General features: G+C 61.7%; 10 protein-coding genes and 1 tRNA gene. 8 read left to right on the top strand and 3 right to left on the bottom strand.

Annotated elements, in window-relative coordinates:
- From thiS to JC616_RS19455, 8 genes are all read left to right on the top strand, one after another.
- Complete coding sequence (gene thiS / locus JC616_RS19490; RefSeq protein WP_253313733.1) at nt 1-204, top strand: sulfur carrier protein ThiS; 204 nt, start codon at nt 1-3, stop codon at nt 202-204.
- A 26-nt stretch (nt 205-230) separates the two neighbouring features.
- A complete protein-coding gene (locus tag JC616_RS19485) occupies nt 231-1,025 on the top strand; it encodes a thiazole synthase (RefSeq protein ID WP_227104892.1) in 795 nt (264 codons plus the stop codon).
- A 129-nt stretch (nt 1,026-1,154) separates the two neighbouring features.
- The gene (gene rpsU / locus JC616_RS19480; RefSeq protein ID WP_039756346.1) at nt 1,155-1,367 is read left to right on the top strand and encodes a 30S ribosomal protein S21; all 213 of its coding nucleotides are present in this window, start codon (nt 1,155-1,157) and stop codon (nt 1,365-1,367) included.
- A gap of 189 nt (nt 1,368-1,556) precedes the next feature.
- Nucleotides 1,557-2,003: a GatB/YqeY domain-containing protein gene (locus tag JC616_RS19475; protein ID WP_107800531.1), complete on the top strand. Its 447-nt coding sequence runs from the start codon at nt 1,557-1,559 to the stop codon at nt 2,001-2,003.
- A gap of 45 nt (nt 2,004-2,048) precedes the next feature.
- Nucleotides 2,049-3,833 carry a DNA primase gene (gene dnaG / locus JC616_RS19470; RefSeq protein ID WP_107800530.1) on the top strand — a complete coding sequence of 595 codons (1,785 nt, stop codon included), beginning with the start codon at nt 2,049-2,051 and terminating at the stop codon, nt 3,831-3,833.
- A 165-nt stretch (nt 3,834-3,998) separates the two neighbouring features.
- Nucleotides 3,999-5,930, top strand: coding sequence for an RNA polymerase sigma factor RpoD (gene rpoD, locus JC616_RS19465; protein WP_107800529.1), 1,932 nt, complete (start codon nt 3,999-4,001; stop codon nt 5,928-5,930).
- Nucleotides 5,931-6,041: 111 nt separating this feature from the next.
- Nucleotides 6,042-6,120 (top strand) — tRNA-Ile (locus tag JC616_RS19460).
- Between the two features lie 268 nt (nt 6,121-6,388).
- Nucleotides 6,389-7,090: an FCD domain-containing protein gene (locus JC616_RS19455; RefSeq protein WP_107800528.1), complete on the top strand. Its 702-nt coding sequence runs from the start codon at nt 6,389-6,391 to the stop codon at nt 7,088-7,090.
- Nucleotides 7,091-7,178: 88 nt separating this feature from the next.
- On the opposite strand, the gene tyrS is transcribed toward JC616_RS19455, so the two are convergent.
- The 3 genes from tyrS to JC616_RS19440 form a co-directional block, all read right to left on the bottom strand.
- Nucleotides 7,179-8,453 carry a tyrosine--tRNA ligase gene (tyrS, locus tag JC616_RS19450; RefSeq protein WP_227104890.1) on the bottom strand — a complete coding sequence of 425 codons (1,275 nt, stop codon included), beginning with the start codon at nt 8,451-8,453 and terminating at the stop codon, nt 7,179-7,181.
- A 71-nt stretch (nt 8,454-8,524) separates the two neighbouring features.
- Entirely contained in the window at nt 8,525-9,754 is a 1,230-nt protein-coding gene (locus JC616_RS19445) for an amino acid permease (protein ID WP_227104889.1), read from the bottom strand.
- Nucleotides 9,755-9,878: 124 nt separating this feature from the next.
- Nucleotides 9,879-11,807 carry a pyridoxal phosphate-dependent decarboxylase family protein gene (locus JC616_RS19440; protein WP_227104888.1) on the bottom strand — a complete coding sequence of 643 codons (1,929 nt, stop codon included), beginning with the start codon at nt 11,805-11,807 and terminating at the stop codon, nt 9,879-9,881.
- Between the last annotated feature and the right edge of the window lie 20 nt (nt 11,808-11,827).

The raw sequence follows: 11,827 nt of genomic DNA, 5'->3' as shown, positions 1-11,827 counted from the left end.
ATGCTGAAACTCAAGATCAACGGCGAGGGCCGCGAACTGAGCGGCGTCGCCAATGTGGCCGAGCTGGTGGCGGCGCTGGGCCTTGTCGGCAAGCGCGTGGCGCTGGAAAAGAATGGCGAGATCGTGCCGCGCAGCCAGTATCCGGCCACCGGGCTGGCCGACGGCGACGAACTCGAAATCGTGGTGGCCGTCGGCGGAGGCTGAGCGGCAAAGCTGATAGAGGTGCAGGAGTGGCGGATCAACTGATCATCGCAGGCAAGGCTTACAATTCGCGTTTGCTGGTGGGAACCGGCAAGTATCGGGATTTTGAGGAAACGGCCCGGGCGCTGGACGCGTCGGGAACGGAAATCGTCACCGTCGCCATTCGTCGCGTCAACCTGGGTCAGAATGCCGGCGAACCCAATTTGCTGGACTTTTTGCCGAAAAACCGGTATAACCTTCTCCCCAATACGGCGGGGTGTTATTCCGCCGACGACGCCATTCGCACTTTGCGCCTGGCCAGAGAGCTTCTGGACGACCATCGTCTGGTCAAACTGGAAGTGCTGGGCGATCCGAATACCTTGTTCCCCAACGTCAAGGAAACCCTGAAAGCGGCCGAAGTGCTGGTGGCCGAGGGTTTCGACGTGATGGTGTACACCTCGGACGATCCCATCATCGCCCGGGAGCTGGAGCAAATGGGCTGCTGCGCCATCATGCCGCTGGCCAGCCTGATCGGCTCGGGGATGGGGATTCTGAATCCGTGGAATTTGAAGTTGATTATCGAGCAGTCCAAGGTTCCCGTGCTGGTTGACGCCGGCGTCGGCACCGCGTCCGACGCGGCGATCGCGATGGAACTGGGCTGCGATGGCGTGTTGATGAACACCGCGATTGCCGCCGCGCAACAACCGGTGTTGATGGCCCACGCCATGAAACAGGCTGTAGAAGCAGGCCGATCGGCATATCTTGCCGGCCGGATGCCGAAACGTTTTTATAGTGCAGTACCTAGTTCTCCTAGTGAGGGGGTGATTTCTTCCGCCAAGCCGTGATGCGTAAAGCGCCACAGATTGCTTGGTCGGAACGCTTCAGACTTTTCCAAACCGCGTAAGATTGTTAAAATGCTGTTTTTTATAGCTCCAGCCACGTCTGGACGCTAGGAACTAAGGATACTAGATTCAATGCCGAACATTCGCGTTAAAGAGAACGAGCCGTTTGAAGTTGCAATGCGTCGCTTCAAGCGCGCGGTGGAAAAAACCGGTCTGCTGACCGAACTGCGCGCCCGCGAGTTCTACGAAAAACCGACTGCCGAGCGCAAGCGCAAGCACGCAGCTGCCGTTAAGCGCCACTACAAGCGCATCCGCAGCCAAATGCTGCCGCCGAAACTCTACTAAGAGTTCGTCTGGTCAGTAAGCAGGACCGCAGGCTTAGCCTGCGGTTTTGCCATTTGTAGTTCCCCGTTTGCAGACTCTGACGGCATGGGTTTTGAACGATTCAAAACCAATGTCATCAGGGTTTGACTCTCTCTAAAGTGCGCGCTCGCCGCCGGCGACGAGTGGCGGTCATCTTCCGGAAAGCAAGCAATGAGCCTCAAGCAGCGAATCAGCGACGACATGAAATCTGCAATGAAAGCGCGGGAAAGCGACAAGCTGGCGGCTATCCGCCTGTTGCTGGCGGCCATCAAGCAGAAAGAAGTGGACGAGCGCGTGGAGCTGGACGACGCCGGCGTGGTCGCCGTCATCGACAAGATGCTCAAGCAGCGCCGCGATTCGGTCAGCCAGTACGAGGCGGCTCAGCGCCAGGATCTGGCCGACAAGGAAAAATTCGAGATGGACGTGCTGATGGCCTATATGCCGCAGCAATTGTCCGCCGGAGAGATTGACGCGCTGGTGGCCAAGGCCGTCGCCGACAGCGGCGCCGCCGGCATGCAGGACATGGGCAAGGTGATGGGGCTGTTGCGGCCGCAATTGGCCGGCCGCGCCGATATGGCGCAGGTTTCCGCCTCCATCAAGGCCAAGCTGGCCGGCTAGCCGGCTTCGGGCCGCGTGTGCGGCCCGCACCATTGGTGACCTTGTTTGATCCCTCAGGATTTTGTCGATCAGTTATTGTCCCGCGTCGATATCGTCGACGTGGTGGACCGTTACGTCCCCTTGAAAAAGGGCGGCCAGAACTATCTGGCCTGCTGCCCGTTTCATAAGGAAAAGTCGCCGTCGTTCACAGTGAGCCCGTCCAAGCAGTTCTATCACTGCTTTGGCTGCGGCGCTCACGGCTCGGCCATCGGCTTCGTGATGGAATACCAGGGGCTGGGCTTCGTCGACGCGGTGAAGCTGCTGGCTGAAGGCATCGGCATGCAGGTGCCGGACAGCCGCGCCCACGCCAACCCGGAAGCCAGCCGCGCCGCGCGCGAGCGCAAGCTGTCGCTGGAACAAATGATGCAGATGGCGGCAGGCTACTACAAACAGCAGCTGAAGTCCGCGCCCAACGCCATTTCCTATCTGAAAGGCCGGGGTTTGAGCGGCGAAGTGGCCGGCCGCTTCGGTCTTGGCTTCGCGCCGGACGGCTGGCAGAACCTGGAGGCGGTGTTTCCGGACTACCAGGACGACAAGCTGGTCGATACCGGCCTGGTCATCGTCAATGAAGAGAAGGGCCAGCGTTACGACCGCTTTCGCGATCGGGTGATGTTCCCCATCCGCAACCAGCGCGGCGCCATCATCGGTTTCGGCGGCCGGGTGATGGGCAAGGGCGAGCCCAAGTATCTGAATTCGCCGGAAACGCCCTTGTTCGAGAAGGGCCGGGAGTTGTACGGCCTCTACGAGGCGCGGCAGGCGATACGGGATAAAAACCGCGTGCTGGTGGTCGAAGGCTATATGGACGTGGTGGCGCTGGCTCAGTTCGGCGTCGCTTACGCGGTGGCCACGCTGGGCACCGCCACCACCGGCGAGCACGCGCGCAAGCTGATGCGCCACGCGGACCAGGTGTACTTCTGCTTCGACGGCGACAAGGCCGGTCAAAAAGCGGCTTGGCGCGCGCTGGAAAACAGCCTGCCGCAATTGCAGGACGGCAAGGCGCTGAACTTTCTGTTCCTGCCGCAGGAACATGATCCGGACAGCTATATCCGCGAGTTCGGCGCCGAGGCCTTTGAAAAAGTATTGGAAGAGCAGAGCCTGCCTCTGTCCGTTTACTTCACCCGCGAGCTGTGTCGCGAGGTGAACCTGACCACGCCGGAAGGCAAGGCCGATCTGATCCGTCAGGCCGCCCCCCTTCTGGCGCAGATTGCCGCTCCGGCACTGGGCTTCATCATCAAGAAAAGACTGGCGGAACTTGCCGGTGTGGATGTCGACGAATTCGACATGTTGACGACGGGCCAAAGGAAGTCGGAGCGCAAAGGCAAGCGGGAGCACCGTTTGCCGGAGGTATCGCATCGTCCGCAACAGTCCTCCATGGTGACGCGCCTGATCAAATGGCTGCTGTTGAATCCTGGTTGGGCTGGCGATGTGCGCTTGCCGGACAGCATGGCGCTGTCCGACGAGCTTGCCTGTTTTGCCATGTTGGCCGAATGCGTGCAAGGGCACGACCAGCCGCCGAATACGGCGCAATTGATGGAAAGCCTGCGTGGCACTCCATATGAAGGGCTGGTGGATAGTGTTCTGCAGCAGGCCATGCAGGATCCGGATGAGTTCGCCGATCCCAGCGAGGAAGATAGGCAGCAGTTTCAGGACGGCGCGGCCAAGCTCCTGAAAATGCTGCATCAAACTCAGGTGGAGCGGCTAAAACAAAAGGACCGGAACGAAGGCCTGACTCCGGAAGAAGTCAGATTGCTAGGGGAATTGCTGCGGGATTTGCTGACGCCAAACGCTTGACGACGTCGCCGCCCCGGCAGATCGCAGAGCGGTCTGGCGTACGCGCCGGACTGCCGAAAGCGATGCCGCGGCGGTAGAAAGCGCCCCGCAGGGCTACACAAACAGCGTTATTTGCTTGTGTTATTATCAACTGTTTTTTTCGGCTTATTTCAAGCAGGAAGCGAAATGGCGGCCTCTCCCGAAAATCAAAAAGACGTGCAGGAAAACGAAACCGAAGTGATGAGCCTGGAAGAGCAGCGTAAACGCCTGCGCCAGCTGATCGCCTTGGGCAAGGAGCGTGGGTATCTGACCTACGCGGAAATCAACGACCACCTGCCGGAAGACGTGTCCGACGCAGAGCAGATCGAAAACATCGTCACGATGATTTCCGGTCTGGGCATCCAGGTTTACGACGAGGCGCCGGATGCGGACACGCTGCTGATGTCCGACGCCACCCCGCCGGTGGCCGACGAAGACGCCGTGGAAGAAGCCGAAGCGGCGCTGTCCTCGGTGGATTCCGAATTTGGCCGCACCACGGACCCGGTGCGCATGTATATGCGCGAAATGGGCTCGGTGGAGCTGCTGACCCGCGAAGGCGAGATCGAAATCGCCAAGCGGATCGAAGACGGCCTGAAGTACATGATCCAGGCGATTTCGGCTTGTCCGGGCACCATCGCCGAAGTGCTCGAGCTGGTTGAGCGCGTCGGCCGCGACGAAGTGCGCGTGGACGAAGTGGTTGACGGCTTCATCGATCTGAACGCGCCGTCCGAAGAGGATGCCGCGTTCGCCGAGCCGGCGGACGAAGACGAGTTGCTCGAAGCCGAGGCCGAAGAGGAAGACGAAAGCGAGGACGAGGACGGCGACGCCGCCGACGCCGCCGGCGTCAACCTGGAAGAGCTGAAGCAGCAGGCGCTGGAGCATTTTACCGGCGTGCGCATGTTGTTCGACAAGATGGTCAAGGTGCTGTCCGTCAAGGGCGCGCAGAGCAAGGAATACCTGGAGCTGCAGGACGCGATCACCACCGAGTTCATGCTGGTGCGCTTCTCCACCCGCCAGGTGGAAAGCCTGTGCGACTCGCTGCGCAGCCGCGTCAACGAAATCCGCACTTACGAACGCGACATCCAGGATATCTGTGTCAGCCGCGTGCGCATGGAGCGCGCCCACTTCATCAAGGTGTTCCCGGGCAACGAGACCAATCTTGACTGGGTGGAAGACGAAATCCATTCCGGCAAGGCCTGGGCGGAAGCTTTGACCCGCTTCAAATACGCGATCATCGAGAAGCAGACCAAGCTGTCCGAGCTGCAGGATCGCGCGATGCTGCCGATCAAGGCGCTGAAGGAAATCAACCGCCAGATGTCGGCGGGCGAGTCCAAGGCGCGCCGCGCCAAGAAAGAGATGATCGAGGCCAACTTGCGCCTGGTGATCTCCATCGCCAAGAAGTACACCAACCGCGGTTTGCAATTCCTCGATCTGATCCAGGAAGGCAATATCGGTTTGATGAAGGCCGTGGACAAGTTCGAATACCGCCGCGGCTACAAGTTCTCGACCTACGCCACCTGGTGGATTCGCCAGGCGATCACCCGCTCCATCGCGGACCAGGCGCGCACCATCCGCATCCCGGTGCACATGATCGAGACCATCAACAAGATGAACCGCATCAGCCGTCAGATTCTGCAGGAAACCGGCCACGAGCCGGATCCGGCCGAGTTGGCGGAAAAGATGGAGATGCCGGAAGAGAAGATTCGCAAGATCATGAAGATTTCCAAGGAGCCCATCTCCATGGAAACCCCGATCGGCGACGACGACGATTCCCATCTTGGCGATTTCATCGAGGACCAGAACAACCTGGCGCCGTCCGACGCTGCGATGTATTCCAGCCTGAAGGACGCCACCAAGGAAGTGCTGGACACGCTGACGCCGCGCGAAGCCAAGGTGCTGCGCATGCGCTTCGGCATCGATATGAACACCGACCACACGCTGGAAGAAGTGGGCAAGCAGTTCGACGTGACCCGCGAGCGCATCCGCCAGATCGAAGCCAAGGCCTTGCGCAAGCTGCGTCATCCGACCCGTTCGGAACGCCTGCGCAGTTTCCTGGACAACGAGCCGGGCGGTCAGTGATCGGATCGCGAGACCGGGTCTAGGCCGATGGCCTGAGCCGGTTGAAAACCCCAAGCCGTCGGAATTCGACGCTTGGGGTTTTGCTTTTTGGCTGTTATAATGCGCTGCTCTGGGCCTCTAGCTCATGCTTGGTTAGAGCAGCGGACTCATAATCCGTTGGTGCGGGGTTCGACTCCCCGGGGGCCCACCAAGACTCCCGCGCAGCATGCGGCGGCGCTTGGCGCATTGATATCGGAAGCCGACGCTCAAGTCGGCTTTTTTGTTGCGGCGGCCGCGCCGCCGCGGCCTCCCTATCCGCCTTTTCTTTGGGGTTTCCCCGCCCGATCTCCATGTCGGAGAGACGTAGCTTTTAGCTATTTCCCTGCTATGCCGATGGGGAAAATCAATATGCTGCGCCATTTTAAGTTACTATCTAGCGTTTCGCGCATCATTGCGCGCTCTCATGTGGAAAAGACCGAATGCCCCAGAAGGAAAAAAAGGCGGCAAGCAGCAACGCCACATTGGCCGACAAGGTATTCCAGGAGTTGCGGCGGGACATTCTGCTGGGCGTGTACCGCCCGTCGCAGAAGCTGCTATTGCATGATCTCAAGGCGCGCTACGACGCCGGCGGCTCGCCGATCCGCGAGGCGCTGCTGCGCCTGAGCTGGTGCAAATACGTGGTGATGGAGCCGCAGCGCGGCTTTTGGGTGGCGCCGATTTCCCACCATGAGCTTTACGACATCCTGCTGGTGCGCCGAGTGCTGGCGGAGGAGGCGGTGCGCCGTTCTCTGGCGCAGGGCGACGAGGCGTGGGAGCTGGAGGTGTTGGCCAGCTATCACCGCTTGAGCCGGATAGATCTGAACGACGTGAATGTGGATTTGCAGGACTGGGCGGACCGCCACATGGCGTTTCACCTGGCCATCATCAGCGGCAGCCACTCGCCGGTGATTGTGGAGGTGATGGAGTCCTTGTACAACCGCTTGGAGCGCTATCGGCACATCTGGTTCGACCCGGCCTTGCCGACCTCCAAGCGCTATAGCGACGAGGGCGAGCATCAGGCCATCATGCAGGCGGTGCTGGCCAGAGACGCGGACCGGACGCTGCAATTGCTGGATCAGCATTATTCCCACGTGATGCAGGTGGTGGAAGGCCTGAGCACAGAGGCTTTTCTGCCCCGCTAGCCTATCCAACCGGCTGCCCCGCCCATGCGCGCTTGGGCGGCCGGACGGGGCGAGCCCGGCGCTTCAGCGCCCGGGCCGTTTCACGCGCTTACTCCCAAATCAACAGACAGTACTGTTTCTTGCCGCGTCGCAACAGCGTGTAGCGCTGATGAAGGTGGTCGGCCTGCTCCAGACGCGCGTCCAACGCGTCCGCCCTGGCGCCGTTGACGCTGACGGCGCCGCTTTGCAGCAGCGTGCGGGCCTCGCTTTTGGACGCGGCCAGGCCGCTGGCCGCCAAGGCGTCGACCAAGGGCGTGGACTGCCGCGGCAAGGCCAGCCGGGGCATGCCGTCTTGCGCCAGTTGGGCGAAGTCCGCGGCGCCGAGCCGCTCCACATCGTTGTCGAACAGGCTGAGGGTGATGCGCTGGGCGGCGGCGAGCGCGGCCGGACCGTGAACCAGCTCGGTCACTTGTTCGGCCAGGATGCGTTGCGCCCGCGGCTTGCCGCCGGACGCGCGGTCCTCGGCCTCGATGACCTCGATCTCCTCGTTGGACAAAAAGGTGAAGTAGCGCAGGAAGCGGTAGACGTCGGCGTCGGCCGCGCCCAGCCAGAACTGGTAGAAGGCGTAGGGCGAGCACTTGCTCGGGTCCAGCCACACCGCGTTGCCTTCGCTTTTGCCGAACTTGGTGCCGTCGCTATTGGTGATCAAGGGCATGGTCAGGCCGAAGGCCTGTTGCTGGGTCACCCGTCTGACCAGGTCGACGCCGGCGGTGATATTGCCCCATTGATCGGAACCGCCGATCTGCAGTTTGCAGCCGAAGCGGCGGTTCAGCTCCACGAAGTCGTGGCTCTGGAGCAGGCTGTAGGCAAACTCGGTGAAGGAGATGCCGACATCGTCGCGGTTGATCCGCTGCTGCACCGACTCCTTCTTGATCATGGCGTTGACCGAGAAGTGCTTGCCGACGTCGCGCAGGAAGTCCAGCGCGCTCATCTGGGCGAACCAATCGTGGTTGTTGGCCATCAGGGCGGCGTTGTCGCCTTCGAAACTGAGGAAGGGCTCCACCTGGCGTCGGATCTTGTCCACCCAGCCGGCCACCACGTCCGAGGTGTTGAGTTTGCGCTCGCTGGCCTTGAAGCTGGGGTCGCCTATCATGCCGGTGGCGCCGCCGACCAGGGCGATAGGGCGGTGCCCGGCCATCTGGAAGCGCTTGAGCAACAGCAGCGGCACCAGGTGGCCGAGGTGCAGGCTGTCGGCGGTGGGGTCGAAACCGCAGTACAGGGTGACCGTTTCCCGGGACAGCAGCGCGTCGAGCGCGTCCGCGTCGGTGGCCTGCGAGATCAGGCCGCGTTGCTGCAGATCCCGGATCAGGGTCGATTGCTTCATTTCGTTTACCTCCATGATTGCGGCGCGCGGCCGTATTGGCCGCGCGTCCGGACGACGGCGCGCTTGCGCCGTCAGAACACGGGCAGCAGTCCTTGCATCACCAGGATCTGGAACAGGATGATGGCGAGGCCGGAACCGCCTATCGCCCAATGCAGGGTGCCGCCGCCGCTGACTTGGTAGCCGGGCCGGTAGTTGTCCTGGCGGCGCAGTTTGATCAGGGCCAGCGCCGGGAACAGGATGGCGAGAATCACCAGGAAGATGGCGGCGGCGCCCAGCGCGGCGATGAAGCCGCTGGGGAAAAACAGGGCGAAGCCCAGCGGCGGCAGATAGGTGATCAGCGCGGTCTGCAGCCGCTGCCGCAGGCTGTCGCCGCGTTTCAGCGTGCTGGCCATGGCGTCGAACAGGCCGAGCGAAACGCACAGATAAGAAGTGAACAGCGCGATGGACGAGAAGGCGGACAGCAGGGAGGGCACTTGCGGCGTGGGCACCAGCGCGTGGAATTCGTCCAGGAACATGCCCACCGAACCGTTATGGGCGGAGATGGCCTGAAAGCTGTGGCTGCCGTAGCGCGGCAGCGCGCCCAGCGTGTTGAACACCCACAGCAGGTAGACGCCCATGGGAATCAGGCTGCCGGCGATGAAGACATTGCGCAGCGTGCGGGGTTGGTCGCGGCCCAGGTATTTGACCATGCTGGGCACGCTGCCGTGAAAGCCGAAGGCGGTCAGAAACATGGGGATGGCGGCCAGCATGTATTTGGCCGAGTCCGTGTTTTCCGATAGGTTGCCGGTGTCGACATAGGGCTGAATGACCGCGCTGAGCGAGAGAAAGATCAGGATGTTGAGGCTGAACAGCAGTCGGTTGACCTTGTCCACCACGGTGGTGCTGGCGAAGACGATGCCGCCGATCATCGCGGTGAAGGCCAGCGAGACCTGGCCGGGCGACAGGGTCAGGCCCAGGTATTGGTGCAGGCCGGATTGATAGGTGGAGCCGCCGCCGGAGATATAGGCGGAGGAGAGCGCGTAGAGCAGGAGCAACAGGCTGGCGTTGATCAGATAGCTGCCCTTGGCGTTGAACAGCGAGCGGGCGATGGCGTCGAAGCCGTAGCCTTCGGGAAAGGACAGACAGACCTCCAGCAGCATCAGGCCGGTATAGGTCATCAGCGCCCAGATCAGAAACAGGGTCAGGCAGGCGTAGCCGAAGCCCATGCCGGCGGACACCAGCGGCAGCGCCAGCATGCCCGCGCCCAGCATGGTGCCGGAAATCAGCAAGGTGGCCCCGATGGCCTTGAAATTGACTTGCATGTGGAATCCTCAACCATCCTTGATGAAGAGAAGGATGCGTTCGTAAAAACCGGACAAACTCATAGTCGGTATTGGGTCTGGTAGTGAAAAAAACGCTCCCGGCCAGGCCGGGAGCGGAGAGGGATCAGGCGGCGATCAGGGCGTCGGCGCCGGTCTTGTCTTCCATGTCCACGATCTGGGCCAGCTTGGCGGCGAAGACTTCGCGCAGCTGTTCCCAGTAGGCGTCGAAGTCCTCGGCCTTGCGCAGGAAGTGGGTCATCACCGCGGCGCGCAGGATGTAGACGCTTTCCACCTTGTCCCATTCGGCGCGGCTGAAGCCGCGGCTGGCCACGTAGTGCCAAGGGGTGTCGCCGTACTCTTCCACCGACAGCGAAGTCGAGGAGGTCAGGAAGTCGTTGGTGTAGGTGCGGCCGGAAGCGTAGGAGCAGATCTCGTACATCTTCTTGTTCAGCCGGTTGTGGTCTTCCAGGCTGTCGTTGCCGATTTCCTTGAAGGTGAAGTTCACCATGTGGAAGTCCGGGTGCATGATGGGACGCACTTCGAACTGGCGGCGGCCGACGGTCAGCGGCTTGGCGGCGGCCAGACGCTGGGCGAACCAGTCGGCGGTGACGATGCCGCGGCCGATCACCTTGCCGTAGCCGCCGATGTTCAGCGGCACCAGACGGTGGGCCGCCCATACCGCGGCGGCGGTGGCGCCGGCCTTGGAGCCTTCCATGATGGAGGAGCCCAGCACCACCTTGGTGTCCGCGCCTTCGGCCTCGTCCACTTCTTCGAACACATAGGCCGCGTGGTAGGAGATCAGGTCGACGATGCGCTTGTCCTTCATGCAGACGGCGCCGGCCGCGTACTGGATGTAGCCCACCTTGTGCGGGTCCACGGTGATGGAGTCCGCTTCGGCCATCGCCTTGAAGCCTTCGTAGACGTCGCGCTTGGGCCAGGTTACGCCGGCCGGGATGATGTCTTCGGCGCGGTAGCGGGCCAGCAGCGCGTCGTAGTCCATGAACTGATTGTTGTCATCGAGGAACATCGCGCGGACATAGCCGCCGTAGGCCGCGTCCACGTGCACGTAGAAAGAGGCGCCGTATTTCTGTTCGCACTCGGCGCGCAGCTTGATCACTTCGTCGACATGGTCGATCGAGCCTTCCTCGGTGGTGCCAACCACGGAGACCATGGCCAGGATGGGGTGGCCTTCCTCGATCAGGCGGAAGGTGATCTCGCGCATCTTGGCCACGTCGGTGCGGTAGTTCTCGTCCACCGGCAGCGGCACGATGTGTTCCTGGCCGATGCCCAGCACGTCCATCGCCTTCATCCACGAGTAGTGCTTGGATTGCGGCACCAGGATCTTGCCCAGCGAACCTTGCTTGATGCCGACGCCGCGGCAAGACATCGCGCGCACTTCTTCGAACAGGCCTCGTTTTTTCAATTCGTCGGTCAGGTCCAGCACCGCGCTGGGCGACAGGTTCAGCAGTTCGCGCTCGCTCTTGCCGGCGACCAGATCGCGGGCTTTTTCATGCTGGGCGATGGCCAGCGGCATGGTCTTCAGATTGCGCGCCACCCACATGCCTTCGTAGTTGGCCACGGTGCCGCCGGAGGTGATGTGGCCCCAGCTGCGCTTGGGGTCGTAGCCGAACATCCGGCACAGATCGAGGCCGGCTTCCACTTCCAGTTCGGTGGTGGTGGGCGAGGCTTCGTGCGCGCAGTTGTTCGGGTTGTACATCATGGTCATCACGTAGGCCAGATTGGACACCATCAGCGTGTCCGCATTCATATGGCCCAGATAACGCGGCGAGAACCAGGGCACCGAGGTGTTCTTCAGCTTGGAGGACAGCTGGCGCAAGATGCCTTCGGTGCGATACAGGGTCTGGCGGAAATCGCCGGCGTGCTGTTCCACCGGGGTGACCAGCGCCGGGTCTTCCGGGTGAAAGTCCGCGCGCCAGTGCAGGTGTTCGGACACGGCGTATTCCATCATTTCCTTGAAGAACACGCGGTTTTCGGATTTGGGGCCGATGAACAGGGCATCGACGTTAAGCGGGGAGAAAGTCGGATTGGTCATGACTGAGTAACCTTGTTATT

It is taken from the genome of Chromobacterium rhizoryzae (assembly GCF_020544465.1).
Taxonomy (GTDB): Bacteria; Pseudomonadota; Gammaproteobacteria; order Burkholderiales; family Chromobacteriaceae; genus Chromobacterium.
The sequence above is the reverse complement of the archived record's forward strand: the minus strand, read 5'-3'. Positions and strand labels throughout refer to the sequence as shown.

Coding starts and splice junctions, on each gene's coding strand:
- tyrS (WP_227104890.1), bottom strand. CDS start 8,453: ATGAAGCAATCGACCCTGATCCGGGATCTGCAGCAACGCGGCCTGATC.
- rpoD (WP_107800529.1), top strand. CDS start 3,999: ATGGCGGCCTCTCCCGAAAATCAAAAAGACGTGCAGGAAAACGAAACC.
- JC616_RS19455 (WP_107800528.1), top strand. CDS start 6,389: ATGCCCCAGAAGGAAAAAAAGGCGGCAAGCAGCAACGCCACATTGGCC.
- rpsU (WP_039756346.1), top strand. CDS start 1,155: ATGCCGAACATTCGCGTTAAAGAGAACGAGCCGTTTGAAGTTGCAATG.
- JC616_RS19440 (WP_227104888.1), bottom strand. CDS start 11,807: ATGACCAATCCGACTTTCTCCCCGCTTAACGTCGATGCCCTGTTCATC.
- JC616_RS19445 (WP_227104889.1), bottom strand. CDS start 9,754: ATGCAAGTCAATTTCAAGGCCATCGGGGCCACCTTGCTGATTTCCGGC.
- thiS (WP_253313733.1), top strand. CDS start 1: ATGCTGAAACTCAAGATCAACGGCGAGGGCCGCGAACTGAGCGGCGTC.
- JC616_RS19475 (WP_107800531.1), top strand. CDS start 1,557: ATGAGCCTCAAGCAGCGAATCAGCGACGACATGAAATCTGCAATGAAA.